Annotated in this window: 16 protein-coding genes; 4 read left to right on the plus strand and 12 right to left on the minus strand. The window is 66.7% G+C overall.

Annotated elements, in window-relative coordinates; translation table 11 throughout:
* Positions 1-18: 18 nt before the first annotated feature.
* A complete protein-coding gene (locus tag JQ507_29545) occupies positions 19-1512 on the plus strand; it encodes a GGDEF domain-containing protein (protein ID QRI68985.1) in 1494 nt (497 codons plus the stop codon).
* A gap of 299 nt (positions 1513-1811) precedes the next feature.
* Here JQ507_29545 and JQ507_29550 read toward each other — a convergent pair whose 3' ends face one another.
* The 9 genes from JQ507_29550 to glf all read right to left on the minus strand — a co-directional run bounded on the left by JQ507_29550 (position 1812) and on the right by glf (position 13289).
* Positions 1812-3845 (minus strand): DEAD/DEAH box helicase, encoded by a 2034-nt coding sequence (locus JQ507_29550; GenBank protein ID QRI68986.1) that lies wholly within the window; start codon positions 3843-3845, stop codon positions 1812-1814.
* A gap of 185 nt (positions 3846-4030) precedes the next feature.
* On the minus strand, positions 4031-4624 hold the full coding sequence (locus JQ507_29555; GenBank protein ID QRI73572.1) for an N-acetyltransferase: 594 nt from the start codon (positions 4622-4624) through the stop codon (positions 4031-4033).
* Positions 4624-5451, minus strand: coding sequence for an ABC transporter ATP-binding protein (locus JQ507_29560; protein ID QRI68987.1), 828 nt, complete (start codon positions 5449-5451; stop codon positions 4624-4626). The genes JQ507_29555 and JQ507_29560 overlap by 1 nt, the downstream gene beginning before the upstream one ends.
* Before the next feature lie 12 nt (positions 5452-5463).
* Complete coding sequence (locus JQ507_29565; GenBank protein QRI68988.1) at positions 5464-6261, minus strand: ABC transporter permease; 798 nt, start codon at positions 6259-6261, stop codon at positions 5464-5466.
* A gap of 23 nt (positions 6262-6284) precedes the next feature.
* Positions 6285-7736, minus strand: coding sequence for a phenylacetate--CoA ligase family protein (locus JQ507_29570; protein QRI68989.1), 1452 nt, complete (start codon positions 7734-7736; stop codon positions 6285-6287).
* A gap of 520 nt (positions 7737-8256) precedes the next feature.
* Complete coding sequence (locus JQ507_29575; GenBank protein ID QRI68990.1) at positions 8257-8604, minus strand: hypothetical protein; 348 nt, start codon at positions 8602-8604, stop codon at positions 8257-8259.
* Between the two features lie 238 nt (positions 8605-8842).
* Positions 8843-10144: a sorbosone dehydrogenase family protein gene (locus tag JQ507_29580; protein QRI68991.1), complete on the minus strand. Its 1302-nt coding sequence runs from the start codon at positions 10142-10144 to the stop codon at positions 8843-8845.
* Positions 10145-10749: 605 nt separating this feature from the next.
* On the minus strand, positions 10750-12021 hold the full coding sequence (locus tag JQ507_29585; GenBank protein QRI68992.1) for a beta-lactamase family protein: 1272 nt from the start codon (positions 12019-12021) through the stop codon (positions 10750-10752).
* Positions 12022-12083: 62 nt separating this feature from the next.
* The gene (glf, locus tag JQ507_29590) at positions 12084-13289 is read right to left on the minus strand and encodes a UDP-galactopyranose mutase (protein ID QRI68993.1); all 1206 of its coding nucleotides are present in this window, start codon (positions 13287-13289) and stop codon (positions 12084-12086) included.
* A gap of 209 nt (positions 13290-13498) precedes the next feature.
* On the opposite strand from glf, the gene JQ507_29595 reads away from it, so the two are divergent.
* Complete coding sequence (locus JQ507_29595; GenBank protein QRI68994.1) at positions 13499-14731, plus strand: hypothetical protein; 1233 nt, start codon at positions 13499-13501, stop codon at positions 14729-14731.
* A 73-nt stretch (positions 14732-14804) separates the two neighbouring features.
* Complete coding sequence (locus tag JQ507_29600) at positions 14805-15962, plus strand: caspase family protein (GenBank protein ID QRI68995.1); 1158 nt, start codon at positions 14805-14807, stop codon at positions 15960-15962.
* Positions 15963-16004: 42 nt separating this feature from the next.
* Here JQ507_29600 and JQ507_29605 read toward each other — a convergent pair whose 3' ends face one another.
* Both JQ507_29605 and JQ507_29610 read right to left on the minus strand, forming a co-directional pair.
* The gene (locus tag JQ507_29605) at positions 16005-16553 is read right to left on the minus strand and encodes a DUF488 domain-containing protein (GenBank protein ID QRI68996.1); all 549 of its coding nucleotides are present in this window, start codon (positions 16551-16553) and stop codon (positions 16005-16007) included.
* Positions 16554-16565: 12 nt separating this feature from the next.
* Complete coding sequence (locus tag JQ507_29610) at positions 16566-16775, minus strand: DUF2945 domain-containing protein (GenBank protein ID QRI68997.1); 210 nt, start codon at positions 16773-16775, stop codon at positions 16566-16568.
* 260 nt (positions 16776-17035) lie between these two features.
* On the opposite strand from JQ507_29610, the gene JQ507_29615 reads away from it, so the two are divergent.
* Positions 17036-19579 carry an EAL domain-containing protein gene (locus tag JQ507_29615; GenBank protein ID QRI68998.1) on the plus strand — a complete coding sequence of 848 codons (2544 nt, stop codon included), beginning with the start codon at positions 17036-17038 and terminating at the stop codon, positions 19577-19579.
* 153 nt (positions 19580-19732) lie between these two features.
* Here the strand turns inward: JQ507_29615 and JQ507_29620 are convergent, their stop codons facing one another.
* Positions 19733-20275 (minus strand): RNA polymerase sigma factor, encoded by a 543-nt coding sequence (locus JQ507_29620; GenBank protein QRI68999.1) that lies wholly within the window; start codon positions 20273-20275, stop codon positions 19733-19735.
* Positions 20276-20285 lie beyond the last annotated feature (10 nt).

A 20285-nucleotide genomic window follows, 5' to 3' on the forward strand; every position in this document is an offset into this window, starting at 1 on the left:
GGCGCATTGGAGCTGAAAATGCCATTTCGACGGGGAAACGAAGCTAGGCGGCGCTGGAGGCTATCGGCAAAGCTGCTGATCGCAGCGTCGATTGCCACCGTCCTCGGCTTCTCCGCGGTCTGCGCCGGCGTGATGTTCGACATGCGCCGCGGCGAGGAAGAACTGGCGCGCCGGACCCTTGAGAATCTGGCGTCGGGCATCGAGGCCGACATCAGCCGCAACATCGAGCTTTACGACCTGTCGCTGCGCGCGGTCGCCAGCAATCTGGAAATGCCGGAGATCCGCAATGTCAGCAAGGAGCTGCGCCAGCTGATCCTGTTCGACCACGCCGCGACCGCGAAGCATTTCGGCGCTATCCAGGTGTTCGACAGCAAAGGCGATCTGACCATCGACGCGGCGAGCCTGGATCCGCAGTTGGAGAACCGCAGCGACGAGGAGTATTTCACCGTCCATCGCGACCATCCCGACACCGGGCTGTATATCAGCCGGCCGATGCTGCATCGCGGCGCCTACGCCATCGTGCTGAGCCGGCGCATTGTCGGCGAGGACGGCCGCTTCCTCGGCGTCGTGGTCGGCTCGATCCGCTTCAGCTATTTCCACGACCTGTTCGGACGGCTGAACCTCGTGCCCGGCGACACCATCACCGTGCTGCGCAACGACCGCACCATCATCATGCGGACGCCATTCGATCTCGACGTGATCGGCAAGAATCTCGCGGAGCAACCGGACTGGAAGGCCGACAAGTTGAAGGCCGGCGGCGCGTTCTCGGGCAAGGGCCCGGTCGACAATACGCCGCGGCTCTATGTCCGGCGCGGCAGCTCCGGGCCGCTCTATGTGGTGGTCGGCAAGCCGCTCGCGGCCGTGTTCAACCTCTGGCGCACCGAGGCCATTCGCATCGGCGCGATCATGGCGTTCCTGATCCTGTTCGTGCTCAGCGCGACGCTGGTGCTCGCCCGCGAGATCGTCCGCCGCGCCGACGCCGAGGACAGGCTCGAGGAAATGGCGACCACCGACGCCCTTACCGGCCTGAAGAACCGGCGCAAGTTCGATGCCGAGATCGAACGCGAATGGCGCCGCGCCGGCCGCTACGGCCAGCCGGTCGCGCTGTTGATGATCGATGCCGATCATTTCAAGGCGTACAACGACACCTATGGCCATCAGGCCGGCGACCAGGTGCTGGTCGGAATCGCGATCTGCATTTCGGATGCGGTACGCCGCGCCGGCGATTGCCCGGCGCGCTTCGGCGGCGAGGAATTCGCCGTGCTGCTGCCCAACATGACCGCGCTCGAGGCCTTCAACCTGGCCGAGACCATCCGCGGCAAGGTCCAGCAATGGTGCGAGGGCGAGCTGAGCACGACGGTGAGCATCGGCGTTGCCAGCATGCGACCGCTTGCAGGCCAGCAATGGGCCGACCTGATCGAAGCCGCCGACAAGGCGCTCTACGCCGCCAAGGCCAACGGCCGCAACCAGTCGGTGGTGGCCACCACGACGAAGATCGCGCTGGTGGCGTGAGGACGAAGTTTGCCGCGGCAAGATGCCCGGCTGCATACGCAATTGAGTTCGTCGCGCAATCCCTCCACATCGTCGTCCCGGCGAAGGCCGGGACCCATAACCACCGCATGTGATTGTGAATGGGATTGTGGCCGCAGCGTCACGCAACAACGAGCATTCGGGGTAATGGGTCCCGGCCTTCGCCGGGACGACACTGAGAATGTGGCAGGTCCCGTGGCTCTCGCGGCGCGCTGCGTTCGAGGCTTGCCGCCATCATCGCCGCAGGCAAAAAAGGCGGCTCCGCCGCGTCAGCCGCCAGCTCAGCCCCGCCGCTTCTTCTTTGGCTTCTTGCCGAATTTCGGCTTCGCCGCCACGTCCGGCCACTGCGCAGGTCCGGCGTGGCCGGGCTTGCCCCGATGCTTCTTTTTCTTGCCGAACCTCGGCTCATCGCCGGATGTCGGCCTGGCGCCCTTTTCGTTCCGATCGGATCGGAACGGGGCTCTGGAGTCGCGCCTTGGGGCGTTGTCGTCACGCGATCTGCCCTCCGCTTCGCGCGAAAACGCTCTGGTCTCACGATCCGGCTTGCCGCGTCGCCTTGCTGCGTCGTCGCTGCGCGGCGCGCCGTGCCCGCCGTCGTCTTGATCGCGCCAAGGCTCGAGCCTCGGCTTGCGCGCCGGCTTCTCCGCGCGCGCTTCCCCCTGCGGGGCGTCCGCCAGCGGCTCGATGCGGATGCTGTCTTCCTTGTCCGGACGCTTGATCTTGACGGCGAAGGAATCCGCGACCCGCGCGGCGATCTCGAATTCGGTCGTCGTATCCATGATCTTGATGGCGCCGATGTCGCGCTTGTCGATGCCGCCGCGGCGGCAGATCATCGGCAGCAGCCAGCGGGCTTCGGCATTCTTGCGGCGCCCGATCGCGGCGCGGAACCAGACGGTGGCCTCCTCCATGCCGTGGCGTGGAGACTTGCCGGTCTTCGTGCGCGGCTCGGCGCCACGCTCCTCGCGGCGCGAGGCGCGATCGCCCCGGTCGCGGCCCCGCCCCTCGCCGGGATCGAGAATGTCTTCGGGCGCAGGCAGCCGTGCGCGATAGAGCCTGGCCAGCGCCGCGGCGACCGCCTCGGGCGACCGTTCGGCGAGCAGGGCCTGCGCGAGGGCCAGATCGTCCGATGTCGCCTCCTCGGCAAACACCGCATCCTTCAACAGGCGCTCATGGTCGAGCTTGCGGATCTCGTCGGCCTGCGGCGCGGTGCCCCAGACGATATCGATGCCGGCCAGGTCCAGCAGAAGCTCGGCGCGGCGCCGCCGTGCCGGCGGCACCAGCAGGATGCTGACGCCCTTGCGGCCGGCGCGGCCGGTGCGGCCCGAGCGATGCTGCATGACCTCCGGGTCTTTCGGAAGGTCGGCATGAATGACGAGATCGAGGCTCGGCAGGTCGATGCCGCGCGCCGCGACGTCGGTCGCGACGCACACCCGCGAGCGGCCGTCGCGCAACGCCTGCAACGCCTGGGTCCGCTCGTTCTGGGTCATTTCGCCCGACAATGCGGCCACCGAGAAGCCGCGCTCCAGCAGCGCCGCCTGCAAGTGCCTGACCGCTTCCCGCGTGTTGCAGAACACCAGCGCGCTCGGCGCCTCATGGAAGCGCAACACGTTGACGACTGCGTGCTCGACATCGTCGGCCGCGACGCGGATGGCGCGGTACTCGATATCGGAATGGCCGCCCTCGTCACCCGCGACCTCGATCCGGAACGCCTGCTGCTGATACTGCTTGGCAAGTGCTACGATGCCGCGCGGAAACGTCGCCGAGAACAGCAGGGTGCGCCGGGTGTCCGGCGTGGTTTCGAGGATGAATTCCATGTCTTCGCGAAAACCGAGATTGAGCATCTCGTCGGCCTCGTCGAGCACGACGACGCGCAATCCGGAGATGTCGAGACGGCCGCGGCGCAAATGGTCGCACAACCGGCCGGGCGTCCCGACCACGATGTGGGCGCCTTGAGCCAGCTCGCGCTGCTCGCGGCGCGGATCCATGCCGCCGACGCAGGACACGACGCGGCCATCGGCATGTTCGTAAAGCCAGGCGAGCTCGCGCTGGACCTGCAAGGCGAGCTCGCGCGTCGGCGCCACGATCAGCGCCAGTGGCGCGCCGGCCGGCTCGAACCGCTCGGCGTCGCCGAGCAGATCCCGTGCCATGGCCAATCCATAGGCAACGGTCTTGCCCGAGCCGGTCTGGGCCGAAACCAGGAGGTCGCGGCCGACGGCGTCGTCGGCCAGCACGGCGAGCTGGACGGGGGTCGGCTGTTCGTAGTTGCGCTCAGCCAGGGCGCGGGCGAGCGGCGGACTTGTGGTCGGAAAGGGCACGAGATGGGAAACCTTGATTGGTCCGGGCGCAGAACGTCGAGCGGGACGACCTGAAGCTGCGACCCGGCAGGCGGCACGGCCGCATGACGATTTGGCGCTGCTTTACGCCAAGACCGGCCAAATCGCCATGCCCCCAAGGCCCTCCCATGACGGAAAAGGCCTTCTATTGCGGAAAAGATGCCGGATCAGGCCGGCTGCCCGATCGGGGCCCGGCCGCCGGCGATCCGGTCCATCAATCCGGACAGCCGCGATGGTGGCGGGCTGGCTGGCGCAATCCGGCCGCCCGCGCCGCGCAGCGCGCCCGGCGCCAGCTCGCAGGCCAGCAGACGCTCACGTTCGTAGGGGCCGGGCATGCGGAGCGCACCGGTCGACGCCGCCGAGAAGCCGAAGCGGGCGTAATAGCCGGCGTCACCGACCAGGACGACGGCGCGATGACCGAGCAGATCGGCCCGCTGCAGCGCCTGCCGCATCAGCGCAGCGCCGATGCCGAGGCACCTCACCTCCTCCGACACCGCGAGCGGGCCGAGCAGCAGGCAGGCATGACCGGTTCCGGTCACGACCGGCCACAGCCGCAAGGTGCCGACCAGGCGGCCGCCACGGCGCGCGACAAACGCGAGGCCGCGCGCAGGCTTGCGGCCCTCGCGCAGCCGCTCCGAGGTCCTGGCGAAGCGGCCAGGACCGAATGCGGCGTCGAGCAGACTCTCTCGCGCCGCCACGTCCGAACGGCGTTCCCTGCGGATCGCAACCGGTTTGTCGTTCGGAGAACCAGATGAGAACATCACGCGACCCTCGCCAGATAGATGAAGACCTCGTCGAGGTCGCGGCACTTGAAGCGTTCGGCGAGCTCTTGCGGACGCCCCATCGCGACGACGCGGCCCTGGCTCATGATCACGACGAAGTCGCAGAGCTGCTCGACCTCGGCCATGTTGTGCGAGGACAACAGGATGGTGGCGCCGCGGCGCTTCTGATAGGCGCGCAGCCGGCTACGCACCCATTCGGCGCGGTCGGGATCGAGCGAAGCCGTCGGCTCGTCGAGCAGCAGCACCTCCGGATCGTTGATCAGCGCCTTCGCCACCGCGACGCGGGTCTTCTGGCCGGCCGAGAGCCGCCCGGTGACGCGGTCGAGCACGTCGCCGAGCTCGAAGTCCTCGACCAGCTCCTCGATCCGGGCCTTGAGATTGGCGACACCGTAAAGCCGCCCGAACACCGTCAGGTTCTGGCGCACGGTGAGCCGTCCGGGTAGCGCGACATAGGGGCTTTCGAAATTCATCCGGCCGAGCACCTTGTGACGCTCGGTCGCCATGTCGTGGCCGAGCACCATGGCGCGGCCGAAGCTTGGGATCACGAGGCCCATGATCATGGCGATGGTGGTGGTCTTGCCGGCGCCGTTGCCGCCGAGCAGGCCGACGGTCCAGCCCTTGGGCACGATGAAGTTGACGTCGTCGACCGCCCAATGGGTACGGTACTGTTTGCAGAGATCCTCGACCGCGATGGCTGGCGCCTCCTCGGGATTGGCCAGGTTCGACGAGCTGCCCTGCGCGGGCGTGGCGTTCGGCGACACGGATGTCAGATGTCTGCGGGGCAGCAAGCGTTCGATGCGGCTCATGGATGTCTCCCCTTACTCGCCCATCGTGAGCAGGCCGCCCTTGTGACGGGCGCTCTGCAGCAGGGCAACGAATGTGATGAAGCCCAAGCCGAGATAGACGGCATTGAGCGCGAGGCATTCGATCATCAGGTCAGTGCGGAAGGTGCCGTCGAGCAGCACGGCGCGCATGCCCTCGAACACATAGGTCGGCGTCAGCGACCAGGCGACCGGATGCAGCCAGAGCGGCAGCGCGGCGACCGGATAGTAGACGCAGCACAGCGGCAGCAGCACGATCATGATCGAGTAGGCGAGGCTTTCGGCGCCAAAGCCCTGCCGGATCACGAGGCCTGCGACCACGAGCCCGATCGCCCAGCTGGTCAGCACCAGGTTGAGGAAGAACGCGACCAGCCCGGGCCCCATCGCGAAGACGTTGAAGCCGAACAGCACGAAGGTCAACAGCATCACCGGCAACGTGCCGATCACGAGCCGGATCAGACTCATCGCCATCAGCGAGGCCGCAAGCTCGAACGGCTGCAACGGGCTCATCATCAGATTGGCGAGGTTGCGCGACCAGATCTCCTCCAGGAAGGTGAAGGTGAAGCCGAGCTGGCCGCGGAACAGCACGTCCCAGAGCAGGACGGCGCCGAGCAGCAGGCCGGCGGTGGAGGCCATCGCCGACTTGCTGTCATAGAGGTAGGTGTAGAGGAAGCCCCACACCAGCATCTGCATCGCCGGCCAGTAGACGATCTCGAGCAGCCGCAGCGATGACGAGCGCAGGATGTAGTAGTAGCGCGCCGTCATCGCGGCGATGCGGTTCAGTGACTGTGTCATGGCACCCATCCGTGTGGCTTGCATCAGTCGAACTCGCGGCGGATCGGGCGGCGCTTGCCGACCTTGGGCGGAAATGCCAGCAGCGCGTTGGCCTGCACCCGGACCGGATGCTCGAGGCAGGCCGCGAGCAGGTCCTCGAGATGCGCGACCGAGCTGTGCAGCCGGCACGGCGGCGTATCCTGGCCGAGCACGACGCGCGCCTCGACGAGGTCGACGCCGCGCTGCACGATCTCGAACTGCGCCAGATGCAGGTTGCAGTCGAACATCCAGCGATAGGTCGCATCCAGGATGCTGCCGGCCGGCACCTTGCGGCCGTCACGGTTGACGAAGGCGTCGTTGAGCCGGCCGTCGATGCTCGCGATCTGCGACCAGTTGATGTCTGATGGCGCCGGATTGACCGGCCGGGTGATGTAATCGCCCTGGACGTAGCGGATGAACGGCATCGCCTCGTTGAGCAGATTGGTGATTACGGCGATGCCGGACTGGCCGTCGGCCTGCGGCTCCATCGTGATGGGATCGAGCACGTCGAGATGCACGGTGTCCTCGCAGACGTGATACTGGCCGTCGGGCATCTCCAGCGCGATCCGGGTCGCCTCCTCGGAGGAATATTCGTCGAGCACGGGCACGCCGAGCTGGCGCGACCATTCCTGACGCGCGGCGCGCGAGGAGTATTCCGAATGCGTCACCGCGAGATTGAGCGAAGAACGGAACTCGTCGACATGCGGCATCAGCGCATCGAGGCTCGACGGATACAGCGACAGGATCTTCGGCCCGAGATAGCGCAGATGCTGGGCGACGCGCGCCGGCGGGATCAGGTTCGAGATGAACGCGGTCGGATAATCGCCGCCGATCGAATCGAACCACCACGGCACGGTGTAGACATGGGCGAGCAGATCCTCCGCGCGGTAGTTGCCGCCGCTCTGCATCGCGAACTGGCGGACGCCCTGGATGGTGTCGGTGATGACGGCGTCATAGTCGACGCGGATCAGCAGCGTCTGGCCGGACGAGCCGGATGAACGGGTCGGAAACAGGTTTTCCGGCTTGTACTTCCTGTTGACGCACTGGTCCGGAAACGCCGCGACCAGCTCGGGCTTGGTGATGACCGGAATCTTCTGGATGTCGTCATAGTCGCGCAGATGCTCCGGCTTGAATCCCGCCGCATCATACTTGTTGCGGTAGACCGGAATGTCGCGATAGGCGAGCTCGACCAGCTCCTTGATGCGGGCGAGCTGCCGTGCGCGGATTTCGGACACCGGCAGATAGGGATGCCGCATGCATTCGCCGAGATAGTTTGCGGTGGCCGCGACCAATTCCGGCGCCGCATCGCTGGAGGGCTGGAAATCCGGACGGGTGTGCTCGGTCTCCCAGAACTGGCGCTGCGGCACGGCCGGGACGAGGGACGCGGCGGCCTGATCGTGCTCCGGCACCAGAGCAAGGCTGTCATCGGAAGTGCTAATTGCAAGGGTGGACGTCATCTTCAGCTCCATGATTGTCGGGAGACCGCCCGTTCATGGCGCTATCAATGGCGCGCGGCGCGCGTGGCCGCCGTGACGAGTGTCACACGCGGCCGCAGCCCACGCGCGCCCCATCCACCGCGGTCGTTCGAGGCTGCGGCTCGTGATGTTCGCTGACTGCCGTTAGGCGATTGCTATTTGCCCCACATCGCCTTCCTGATCCGCCCCTTGCCGCCGCATGTCCTGCAAGGCTCAGGATAGATTTTGCGTCCCGGCTCGCTCGGCTGCCTGACCTCGGGAAAACCTGTCCCGTTGCACGCGTCACACTTCTCTTCATCGGAAATAAGGTGCTTCACCATCGAACGTCCCGGATTGAAAAGATCGAAGCCCGCGGGCGCGGGATTCCGCCATCGCTACTTACGAACGAACGCGGGTCGTGGTTTCAGCTGCATGGCTGCCCCGCGCGGCAGCGCATCCGAGAGGTCAAGGGAACGATGACGGGACGACCGCCGTTATTACACTGTCTCTTCTGAACGTAGCTTCACTTCGCCTTGAGCGCCTTCTCGTGGCTCTCGAGTGCTGCCGTCATCAGCTTCGGCAATTGCGCGGCATAGACCTCGATGAAGGTCGCATCGCCGCAGCCTTGCGGATCGCGCGCGGCCTGCTCGGCGACGCGCGCGGCCTTGGCCTCGCATTTCGCGAACATGTGCCAGAACCAGTCCGGGCTCTTGCCGAGCGCCGGCTTGTTCTTCTTGATGACGGCGGCGCCGACCGCGCTCATCGCGCTGACGACGCCGGCGCCCAGCGCGCTGATAGCGCGCGCGTTAAGGATGTCCTCGCGCGCCTGCGCAGTGGCGTTGGTCGCGGTCGTTCGTGCCTTGGCCGGCATGCTCAAGCTCCTTCGATCCTGTCGATCCCTGCCGTAGGCGAAGCATCGGCCGGGGAAGTTGAGGAAGGCTCAAGGGGCATGGTTGAAAACCGCTATGGATTTCATTCCGGTTTTATGCGCTTCCGAGCGATCGGGCCTGGAGAGCTTTTGCCCTTCCCTCGGCGATCGGCGAAAGGGTAAGGCTCCTGACACATCTTCGTCGACCGGCAATCGATCGACAGCGGCGCTGAGCCGGCGTCTACGCCCCCGTCACGCGCCAGATCACGTTGCCGACATCGTCGGCGACCAGCAGCGAGCGGTCGGGGCCGAGCGCGACGCCGACCGGGCGGCCGTAGGACACCTTCTCGTCGGGCGCGAGGAAGCCCGACAGGATGTCGCGCGCCGGCCCCGAAGGGCGGCCGTTCTCGAACGGCACGAACACCACCTTGTAGCCCGACAGCGTCGAGCGATTCCATGAGCCGTGCTGGCCGATCACCATGCCGTCGGGGAAACCAGGCAAGGTGCCCTTGGGCATCCAGCACAGACCGAGCGAAGCGGTGTGCCCGCCGAGCGCGTAGTCCGGCTGGATCGCTTTGGCGACCATCGCCGGATCCTGCGGCACGCGATCGTCCACCGTCTGGCCCCAATAGCAATAAGGCCAGCCATAGAAGCCGCCGTCACGCACCGAGGTCAGATAGTCGGGCGGCGTCTCGTCGCCGATACCGTCGCGCTCGTTGACGACGGTCCACAGCACGTTGGTGCTCGGCTCCCATGCGAGCCCGACCGGATTGCGCAGGCCGCCGGCGAAGATGCGGCTGGTGCCGGCGGCAAGATCGAGCTCGTAGATCGCGGCACGGCCTTCCTCGACCGCCATGCCGTTCTCGGCGATGTTGCTGAGCGAGCCGACGCCGGCGTAAAGCTTCTTGCCGTCGGCACTCGGCAGCAGGCTGCGCGTCCAGTGCCCGTCGGGCTTGAAGGTTGCGAGTTTGCGTCCCTCCGCGGTGATGCGATCGGCGCCCGCAGTGTAGGGAAAGGCGACCACGCCGTCGGTGTTGCCGACATAGAAGGTGTCGCCGATCAACGCCATGCCGAACGGCTGGCGCAGTCCCTCCATGAAGGCACCGCGGCTTTCCGCGATGCCGTCGCCATCACGGTCACGCAGCAGCGTGATGCGGTTGGCGCTGACGCCGAGGGCCGCGGCGCGCCGCATCGTCGCCTGCATCGCATAGTGGAAGACGCTGCGCGGTGTCCCTGCGATCTGCGTCGCCTCCGCGATCAGCACGTCGCCATTGGGCAGCACGTTGATCCAACGCGGATGGTCAAGCCCGGCGGCAAAGGCGTTAACCTTGAGCCCGGGCGCGGCGGTCGGCACCTGCCCCTTGTCCCAGCCGCGCGCGGTCGGCATCTTCAGCGTCGGGATCGCGCCCTGCGATTTCGCCGCCGGAATCTGCGGCGCGTCGCCCCAGGCCGGCGCGGGCTGCGCGCCCTGCATCCGCCGCCACGCCACGGCGCCGGCCCCGATCGCCGCGACGACGCGGGCAAAAACTCCAGACGTGCTCATGAACTTCCCCTGTTATTCGCGCCGGTTATTGCGCGTTGTTATTGCCTTGCCGGCCGGCCGCGGCCCGCAGCAGCATTCGCATAATGCCGGCCCTGATGACAGTAGTTATACGATCTTCGCAGCTGCACCCGAATCGAGGACACTGGTGGCACGCTCCCTTGTCAGAGCGTTTTCCTCCCTGAGACCTTGCCCGCCCCGGTCGGCGGGCTTCCTTTTACGAACCGCCCAGCTCGGGCGCAGCTTGCCGTGGACCGTTATAGCTGGAAAAGCATAGCGATCGAGCGAATGCATGCGACCGGGCAGAGCCGGCGCGCCAATCTCGCAGCGCAAGGCTCTTCACCAAATCCCGATCCCGGCTCCGTGCAAATTCACCTTCGTCCGCGGCATCGCGGATCAGGAACGCTGCTCCGCGGCGGTCGTTGGTCGCGACACCAGCAAGGAGTGTATGCATGGAACGGAACAGCGTCGCTGATCGCTGACCGGCGTTTACCGGCAGTGGTAAGCCACGCAAATTCAACGGCCCGTCGCTCGGATTGAGCGGCGGGCCTTTTGCCATTTCGGCGAACCGATATCTGTGAACGACTCTCTCGCAATTTGGAGGACGATCACTTCACCATCGCGCCGTAGACGATGTCCTGGACGTTCTCGCGATAATATTTGCGCATCTCGCCCGGCGCCGCGGTTCCCACCACCACGACGAGACGCTCCTTCGGATCGCAGAAGAACTGCGTGCCGTAGGCGCCGTTCCAGGTGAACTCGCCGGGATTGCCCGGCACCGAGGACAGCCCCTCGCTGGTCCGCACCGCAACCGCCAGCCCGAAGCCGAAGCCGGCGCGATGCGGCTCGACCGCGGCGACGTTGTTCTTGATCTCGGGCCCGAGATGGTTCGACGTCATGTGATGCACCGTCTGCGGGCTGAGGATGCGCTTGCCGTCGAGCTCGCCGCCATTGAGCAGCATCTGCCCGAACCGGACATAGTCGCCGACGGTGGCGAACGAGCAGGCGCCGCCGCAGTCGAACCTGGTCGGCGTGTCGAGCAGCTTGATCGATTGCGGCTTGCCGGTCAGCGGATCGTTGGGGAACGGCCGCGCCAGCCGCGCACGCTGGGCCTCGTTCGGGTGGAACGTCGCCTCCTTCATGCCGAGCGGCTTCCAGACATTGGCCGCAAGATAGTCGCCGAGCCGTTCGCCCGAAACCTTCTCGACCACGGCGCCGAGCACATCGATCGAGAAGCCGTATTCGAACTCGGTGCCGGGCTGATGCACCAAAGGCAACTGGGTGATGCGGTCGATGAAGGCCTGAGTGTCGCCCTCGACCGCCGGCGCGGTGCCGTCGGGATAAAGCCGGGCCAGCGCGCTCGAACTGTCGGGCCGGCCGCCATACATCAGGCCGGAGGTGTGGCGATAGAGATCGTGGATGAAGATCGGGCGTGCCTGCGGCTCCATCGCGAGCGAGCCGTCGGCCTGCTGCACGCCGACCTTCATGTCGGCGAACGCCGGATAATAGTCGGCGACCTTGGCCTGCAGCGGCAACTTGCCCTGCTCCATCAGCGTGAGACCTGCGACCGCGGCCATCGGCTTGGTCATCGAGGCCAGCGCGAACACGGCGTCGATCGGCATCGGCGTGCCCTTGACCGGGTCGAGCTGGCCATAAGCCTTGTAATGCACGAGCCGGCCGTCGCGGGCGATCGCCACGACGGCGCCGGGCACCCGCTTGGCCGCGATCTCGCGCGCGAAGAAGTCGTCGAGCCGCGCCAGCCCCTGGTCGGAGAAGCCGACCTGGTGCGCCGAAGCTTCCGGGAGCGGCGGTGCGGCGTGAGCGATGGTGATGGCAAGACTTGTGGCGGCGGCAGCCGCGGCAATGGCGATCTTTCGCATTGTTTCCTCACCGGGGCGGGCGATTGTTATGCGATTTGGTGCCCGCAGCTCGCAGGAATAGATCACGCCGACAACGGCGACAAGGCGTGGCGACGCGCGGCGGTGCCGCCGGTGCGCATATCTTCTGCGAAGAACGGCTCGACCTCGCGCTCGAACGTCTTCAGCGCCGCGCCGATCGCCTGGTGCATGTCGAGATATTTGTAGGAGCCGAGCCGGCCGCCGAAGATGACGTTCGGATGCGCCGCCGTCATGGCGTGATAGGACGCGAGCATGGCGCGGTCGGCGGCGGTGTTGATCGGATAATACGGCTCGTCGTTGCGGCCGGCGAAGCGGGAATATTCCCGGTAGATCGTGGTCCGCGCGCCGGTATGGGTGCGCTCCGGATGCAGATGCCTGAACTCGTGGATCCTTGTGAACGGCACCTCGGCGTCGGCATAGTTGATGACGGCGGCGCCCTGGAAATCGGCGACGTCATGGACTTCGCGCGCGAAGTCGACGGTGCGCCAGCCGAGATGGCCGCAGGCATAGCCGAAGAAGCGGTCGATCGGCCCGGTATAGATCACGAGCTGGCGCGGCGTGATGCGCTCAGCGACGTCGAAATAGTCGACGCCGAGCTCGACCGCGATTTTTGGATGCTCGAGCATCCGTTGGAAGATCGCGGTGTAACCGTCGACGGGCATGCCCTCATAGCGGTCGGCGAAGTAGCGATCATCGAAGCTGAAGCGCACCGGCAGGCGGCCGATGATGTCGGCCGACAGCTCGCGCGGATCGGTCTGCCACTGCTTCTGCGTATAGCCGCGGATCAGCAGATCGTAGAGCGTGCGGCCGACCGAGGCGATGGCCTTGTCCTCGAGATTGCCGATCCCACCCGCGCCATGCGCGGCAGCCTCGGCCGCGATCACGGCGCGCGCCTCGTCAGGCGACATGATGCGGCCGAAGGCGGCGCACACCGTCGCAAGGTTGATCGGCATCGAATAGACACGGCCGTTCGCCACCGTGAAGACGCGGTGACGGTAGTCGGTGAAATACGTGAAGCGCTGCATATAGCGCCAGACCGTCTCGGAATTGGTGTGGAAGATATGCGTGCCGTAGCGGTGCACCTCGACGCCGCTGTCGGAATCCACTTCCGAGTAGGCATTGCCGCCGATATGCGGCCGCCGGTCGAGCACACAGACCGAGCGACCGAGCCTGCTGGCCGCCTGCTCGGCGATCACGGCGCCGAAGAAGCCCGCGCCCACCACCACGACCTCGAAGCTATCAAGCTGCATGTGGCCCCGCTCCCCGCGGGCGCAGGCGGCAGCCCGCCGCGACATCCCGACGGAACTTCAACGGCGCTGCGGTCGACTTCCGGCGAAGATTTTGGTTAAGGCCACGATAATTCCGAGCCCGGAACGGCCGGCTCGGCCGTTCAACTGGCAGCATGCGAAGCGGTGGATTTGTCCGCGCACGCGGCAACAGCATCATGCGCGGGGGCTCCATGTCCGTGATCTGCGTCCTGTACTCCAGCAACACGACCTATGATTCACTGCGCGGCATCCTCGCGATGGCCGCCGCCGAGCTCGACCGGCTCGGGCACGAGGTCAAGATGCTCGACCTGCTGGCGCCGGATTTCTCGGCCCGGCTCAACGCCCTGCTGCCGCGGAAGGCCGAGACGATGGCGCTCGGCTTCTCCGGCATCGGGCTCGACATCCACACCAAGGACGGCAGGCTGTTCTGGGACGTGGCCCAGATCCCGGTCTTCACCTGGTTCTGCGACCATCCCTGCTACTTCGCCAAGCGGCACGGGCTCGAGAGCCGCTATACCGCGCATGGCTACGTGTTTCCGGACCACGCCGCATTCAACCGCGACCACCTCGGCGCCAATGGCAGCGTGTTCGCGACCCATATGGGCATCCCCGATCCCGGCTTCTTCGGCGGCCTGCCGCCCGAGCAGCGCAACGGCCGGCTGGTGTTCGCCAAGTCGGGCTGGAATCCGCTGGGGCTCGAGCGCGGCTGGCGCAAGACCATGCCGCCAAAGCTGTTCGCGCTGCTGTTCGACGCGATCGCCGAGGCGCGCGGCAAGACCTGCGGCGCGTTTCCGAAGATCATCGTCGACGTCGCCGAGCGGCATCTGGTCTATCTGACGCCGGGCGGCGATCTGTTCAACGTGATCCTGACCCGGCTCGACAACTACACCAGGGGCGTGCGCACCCGTGAAGTCGGCGCCGTGCTTGCCGACTACCCGGTCGATTTCATCGGCGGCGGCTGGAGCGATCTCGACGTCACCGGGCGCCCGGCCCGCGTGCTCGGCGCGATGACCTTCGATGCGATGCGCGAGGGCCTCGGCAGCTATCTCGGCGCGGTCTCGCTCAATCCGAATATCGACCAGTCGGTGCATGACCGGGTGTTCTTCGCGCTCGGCGCCGGCACCGTGCCGGTGTTCGACGCCAACCGCTTCTCGGCCGCGGAGATGCCGCATCTCGCCCGCTACAGCTTCGGCCAGGACACGGCCAGCATCGCCGCCAGCGTCGAGGCGGTGCTTGCCGATCCTGCCGCGGCGCAGGCTGCGACCGCCGCCACGATGAGCGAGCTCTATCCGCGCTTCTCGATGCAGCGGTCGGTGCAGGACATCCACGAGATCACGATGTCGATCGCGGGCGCCGCCGGCGCCGGCCTGTTGCCGGCCGAGCCGGTGCCGGCCGGCGTCTGGACGCCGAAGCAGGCGGCCTGACGCGGAGCCATTTCGATGGCCGGCTCGCGCCGGCTGCGATACCCTGCACCCATCACCTCCGAACGGGTCCAGGATGAACCGGCGCGCGTTTGTTTCGGGACTGGCTGTCGCGGCGCTCGCCGGCGTTGCGCCGCTGCCCGCCGCCGCCGACGGCAAGCGGGTGGCGCTGGTGATCGGCAACGGCGCCTACAGAAGCGTGCCGGCACTGACCAATCCGCCGACCGACGCCGGCGATATCGCTGCGGCGCTGAAGCGCCTCGGCTTCGCCGTTACCCTGATCAGGAACGGCAGCTTCGATGACATGCGGCGCAGCCTGATCGCGTTCGGGCGCGAGGCCGCAGGTGCCGACATGGCAACGGTGTATTTCGCCGGCCACGGCATGGAGATCAACGGCGACAACTGGCTGATCCCGGTCGATGCCGAGCTGAAGCGCGATACCGATGCTGCGAATGAAGCGATCAGCCTGCAGAGCGTGATGCTGCAGGTCTCGAGCACCGGAAGTCTCGGCCTCGTCATCCTCGACGCCTGCCGCAACAATCCATTCGCGACGAAGATGAGCCGCTCGATCGCGACCCGCGCCGCCGCGACCAGCGGGCTCGGCCGCATCGAGCCGGTCGGCAACGTGCTGGTGGCCTATGCCGCGCGCGACGGCACCACCGCGCTCGACGGCGACGGCCGCAACAGCCCGTTCGCCGCAGCCTTGTTGCGCAACATCGAGGCGCCGGGCGTCGAGGTCACCTTCATGTTCCGCAACGTCCGCGACGACGTGATGGAGGCGACGCGCAACGAGCAGCAGCCCTTCGTCTACGGCTCGCTTTCGCGCAAGGCGATCTATCTGGCAGCGCCGCCCGCCGAGACCGCAAGCGCGAAACAGGCGAACAATGCGCCGGCAGCGGCCGCTCCGGCATTATCGGCCCCGCCGGCAACGCCAGTCGGCGCCATCGATCCCGCGCTGGTCGGCACCTGGGAGATCATGGTGGCGAGCGGCCGCGGCCAGTCGCGCTGGATCTGGCAGATCATGGCCGACGGCACCTACAAATTCCACGCCGAGCCGTTCCGCTCGGCACAAGCCCACGAAGGCACCGTGACCTTCGCCAACGGCCGCTGGACGCTGCATGCGCTGAAGGGCATGAGGAACTATAGCGACGCCGGCTCCTACGAGGTTCATGACGCGACTGCTGTCATCACGGGCAAGCTCGGCACCGGCTATTGGAAGCGCAGCGTGGAGTGAGGCGCATGGCACACCGCGGTCGCCGCGGGTTGCATCACGCTCTCATAGATCGAGCTGCCCCGTTGCCGGATAGACCACCGTCCCATCGCCCTGCACGAGCGCGCCTTCGGTGAGCCGGGCAGGCTCGAGCCGGCCCTCTCCCATGATGTGGACGACGCTCTCGCCGGCCGCGATCAGATAGTCGGCGACGATGCGGCGGTGGCAGCGCCACCACACCGCCTCCGAGCACATCATCGCGCAGCGTTGCGCGCGACCCTCATTGCGCAGATGCTGCAGGCCTGCGTGAAACTGCGGCGACAACGCATAGTCGGCGTAATTGTGAAAGCTCTCGTTGCTCCAGAAGCCGTTGACCGAAGGCGGCACGTTGCGCGCCTTGCCGCGCAGCCCGCCGAGATCGGCCAGATGCTCATACGAGATGGCCGTGGCCTTGAGCGAACCGGGAAGCGTGTCCTTGTTGAACTGCGGATTGGTTCGCGAGCGCGGCACCGTTCTGATGTCGACCACGCGATCGATGCCGGCCGCGGTGAGGACGGCGACGAAATCCTCGAGACTGCGGTTCGAATGACCTATCGTGAAGAACGGAAGCGCCATGCCGCGGCTCTGCTAGGCAGGATGGAGCGCGCTGCCCTTGTGGGCTGCGACGTGATCGGTCTTGTCGCTCTTGATCTCGTATTGCGGATCGGCTTCCGAGGCGCGGTGCATGTGCCCCTTGTAATCGAAATCACGCGTGTGAACCGCGATGATGGTGCCGGAGACGCGTCCGGCCTCGGAGTTCCAGCTGACGTGATCGCCGACCTTGAATCTCCTGGTCATCTTTGTAGCGTCCTTCGTGCGCGGGATGCCAAGGGGATACCAAGCGGATGCCAACGCAATCTGAGCTTGCCCGCGGCAGCAAAGAGTTTCATCCAGGTTAAGTTCCTCCCCATCCCGAATGCCGGTTGCGGGATTCACCGATACTATACCAAATCTGCGGAAGAGCCCCCGACTGTGAGCGGCATCGCTCCAAGGTTGTCGCGCTATATGCTAACGAGTTTGCCGCGTAATTGTACGTTGGCGTTTTTGGTTGGGGACCGATGGCCGCTCGTAAACTGCCGCAAGGGCAGGCCCCCACGCGGGTAGCGCGTCGACGCTGGAATGAGGAACGGTCGCTGCGATGCGCCATCAGGATGGCCCGCATGGGCTACTGGGAATCGCACAGCGCCGCCGCGACCGATGTCTGGATATCGCCCGAGTTCGCCGCCTTCTACGAATTCGAGACGCGCGACGGCTTCATCCCGATCGCCGCGGTGCGCGAGCGCTATTTGCCCGAAAGCCGGAAGGTTCTGGAGGCGCATTACGCCGCCTGCTGGGCGGAGGGGCAGCCCTATGCGGTCCAGACGCGGCTGCGCAGGTCCGACGGCAGCGTGCTCGACTGCGTAGTGCATGGCGAGCCGGAATTCGACGCGCGCGGTCAGGTCCGGCGCGTGTCCGGCATTGTCCGCGACGTCACGGAGGAGACCTCCGCGCTGCGGCGCCTCGCCGAGAGCGAGCAGCGGCTGGCCGATTTCGTTTCTACCGCTTCGGACTGGTGCTGGGAGAGTGCCCCCGACCATCGGCTGCTGCCCTATCCCAAATCGCTTCCCGGCAATGCCGCCTTCCAGACGGTGGCCTCCGGCGGCAAAGCACGCTGGGAGCTGGCTTACGCGCCTGAGGACGCGGAGGGTATGGCGCAGCATCGGGCCGACATGGAGGCCCATCGCCCTTTTCGCGACTTCACCTATACGCTGATCGGCAAGGACGGCTCGCGCGTCAGCATCTGCACCAGCGGCAAACCGATCTACGCCGAGGACGGCAGCTTTCTCGGCTACCGCGGCACGGCCAGCGACATCACCCAGCTCAGGGCGGCCAAGGCGTTGCTCGACCAGCGCACGCGGGCGCTGGAGGAAGCCCACCGGCTCGGCAAGATCGGCACCTGGAGCTATCGGCTCGACACCGGCCGCACGACCTGGGCACCCGAGCTCTATCAGTTGCTCGGCTTCGATCCGGCGACGTTCGAGCCGACCAATGCGAGCGTGATGCCCCATTTCCTGGGCGGCGACGCCGACCGCCTCCGCGAGGTGCAGAAACGGGTGCTCCGCACCCGCCGGACCGAGGCGACGGATTTGCGCATCCTGCACGCGGACGGCACCGCCCGCGACCTGGCGGTCATCTGCAAGGCCGAGATCGCCCACGACAAGGTCATCGGCATCGTCGGCACCGTGCAGGACGTCACCGAGCGCAAGGAGGCCGAGCGCCAGCTCGAGCAGCTCGCCTACAGCGATCCCCTGACCGGGCTCGCCAATCGCGCGCTGTTCACGCGCCAGCTCGCCGCCATGATCGAGGGCTGCGCCGTCGAAGGCCGCGGCGGCGCGCTGCTGCTGATCGACCTCGATCGCTTCAAGGAGGTCAACGATTCGCTCGGTCATGCCGCCGGCGACCAGTTGCTGATCCAGGTGGCGGCTGCACTGCGCCAGGACCTTGGGCCGCGCGCCTTCATCGCCCGACTCGGCGGCGACGAATTCGCCGTGCTGGCGGAGGGACGCGGCATGTCCGACGCCGCGCTGACCGGACTTGCCAACCGGCTGATCGGCAGGCTCTCGGTCCCGGTCGATCTCAGCGAGGGCGAGGCCTGCGTCGGCGCCACCATCGGCATCGCCCGCCTGCCGGAGCATGGGGCGACGGCGGAGACCGCCGTGCGCAACGCGGATCTCGCGCTCTACATGGCCAAGGAGGCCGGGCGCGGCCGGGCCCAGCTGTTCGAGCCGGTCTATGCCCAGGCGGTCGATCAACGGCTCGACCTCGGCCGCCATCTGCGCCACGCCGTGGAAGCCGGTACGCTCGAGGCCCATTACCAGCCGCAACTCGACCTGCGGACCGGACGCGTCACCGGCTTCGAGGCGCTGCTGCGCTGGACCCATCCCGAGCGCGGGCCGATCTCGCCGGCCGAGTTCATCCCGATCGCGGAAAGCTCCGGGCTGATCGTCGATCTCGGCCTGTGGGTATTGCGTGAGGCCTGCCGGCAGGGCCGCGCCTGGCTGGATGCCGGGCTGCCGCCGCGCACCGTCTCGGTCAACGTCTCGCCGGCGCAGATCTGGAACGTGGACTTCGAGACGGCCGTCGCGGCCGTGCTGGCAGAGACCGGCTTTCCGGCGGAGCTGCTCTGCCTGGAGCTGACCGAAAGCCTGTTCGTCGATCATACCGAGCAGCGGATCAGCCGCACGCTGACGGCGCTCTCTGATCTCGGCGCCCGGCTGGCGCTGGACGATTTCGGCTCGGGCTATTCCTCGCTCGGCTATCTGACGCGCCTGCCGTTCGACTGCCTGAAGGTCGACCGCGCCTTCGTCGACGGCATTTCCACCGCGCCGGAGAAGCGCAAACTGCTCGGCGGCATCATCGCCCTGTCGCATGGGCTCGGCATGACGGTGGTGGCCGAGGGCGCCGAATTGCCGGCCGAGGTCGACGTGCTCGGCGGGCTCGATTGCGACCTGGTGCAGGGCTTCGTGTTTTCCCCGCCGATCGCCGCCGACAAGGCGCCGCTGGTGGCCGCCAGCATCGAGCGCGAGGCGTACCGGATCCAGCCCAAACGCAAGCGCCACTAGAGCATGATCCGGAAAAGTGCGAAGCGGTTTTCCGAAAAGATCATGCTCAGACAACAAGCTAAAGCGCGATGATGATTCACTAATCTCATCGTGCTTTAGGCGGCGACCTTCAACCTTCTCAACGTCAAGGTCTCGCGGGATCGGCGGAAGCAGCTACCACCGCAGCCGTGGCCCGCCGAGACGACGGGCCACCGTGCGGCCAAGGGCATTCGCGCAGTGGAGCAAGGCCAGCTTGAGATCATTTTCGACCGTACGAAGGCCGATCTGCAAACGGTCCGCCACCTCTTGTGCCGTTGCGCCCTCGATCGAGATGTCCTGGAGCACCCGGCGAGGCCTCTCGGGAAGCTCGGCCAACGCAGATTTGAAGGCCGCGATCTCGGAGCGTGCCTCGACCACCCGTGCGGCGTCGGGCTGATTGTCGCAGACATCCAACAGCGCATCGACCTCGGACGCGCCGAGACGATGGGTCTGGGCCCTGTGCCGATCCTTCGCGACATTGATGGCGATACGAAAGAGAAAGTCGGGCGGGCTGCGGACCGGCGCCGCATCCGTGACCCGATCCAGCCGCAGGAATGTCTCGTGCAGCGCCTCGTGGGCGAAGTCGGAGGACCCCAGGCGGCGCGTCAGCCTTGCGATGAGACCATCATAGTTCTCCACCAGCTGGTCGCGCAGCCTCGCCTGGTTGGTATTGCCCACGTTCAGCGCC

The organism is Bradyrhizobium sp. PSBB068, from assembly GCA_016839165.1.
Classification (GTDB): domain Bacteria; phylum Pseudomonadota; class Alphaproteobacteria; order Rhizobiales; family Xanthobacteraceae; genus Bradyrhizobium.

Coding starts and splice junctions, on each gene's coding strand:
- JQ507_29545 (QRI68985.1), top strand. CDS start 19: ATGCCATTTCGACGGGGAAACGAAGCTAGGCGGCGCTGGAGGCTATCG.
- JQ507_29555 (QRI73572.1), bottom strand. CDS start 4,624: ATGTTCTCATCTGGTTCTCCGAACGACAAACCGGTTGCGATCCGCAGG.
- JQ507_29560 (QRI68987.1), bottom strand. CDS start 5,451: ATGAGCCGCATCGAACGCTTGCTGCCCCGCAGACATCTGACATCCGTG.
- JQ507_29565 (QRI68988.1), bottom strand. CDS start 6,261: ATGACACAGTCACTGAACCGCATCGCCGCGATGACGGCGCGCTACTAC.
- JQ507_29570 (QRI68989.1), bottom strand. CDS start 7,736: ATGACGTCCACCCTTGCAATTAGCACTTCCGATGACAGCCTTGCTCTG.
- JQ507_29575 (QRI68990.1), bottom strand. CDS start 8,604: ATGCCGGCCAAGGCACGAACGACCGCGACCAACGCCACTGCGCAGGCG.
- JQ507_29580 (QRI68991.1), bottom strand. CDS start 10,144: ATGAGCACGTCTGGAGTTTTTGCCCGCGTCGTCGCGGCGATCGGGGCC.
- JQ507_29585 (QRI68992.1), bottom strand. CDS start 12,021: ATGCGAAAGATCGCCATTGCCGCGGCTGCCGCCGCCACAAGTCTTGCC.
- glf (QRI68993.1), bottom strand. CDS start 13,289: ATGCAGCTTGATAGCTTCGAGGTCGTGGTGGTGGGCGCGGGCTTCTTC.
- JQ507_29595 (QRI68994.1), top strand. CDS start 13,499: ATGTCCGTGATCTGCGTCCTGTACTCCAGCAACACGACCTATGATTCA.
- JQ507_29600 (QRI68995.1), top strand. CDS start 14,805: ATGAACCGGCGCGCGTTTGTTTCGGGACTGGCTGTCGCGGCGCTCGCC.
- JQ507_29605 (QRI68996.1), bottom strand. CDS start 16,553: ATGGCGCTTCCGTTCTTCACGATAGGTCATTCGAACCGCAGTCTCGAG.
- JQ507_29610 (QRI68997.1), bottom strand. CDS start 16,775: ATGACCAGGAGATTCAAGGTCGGCGATCACGTCAGCTGGAACTCCGAG.
- JQ507_29615 (QRI68998.1), top strand. CDS start 17,036: ATGGCCGCTCGTAAACTGCCGCAAGGGCAGGCCCCCACGCGGGTAGCG.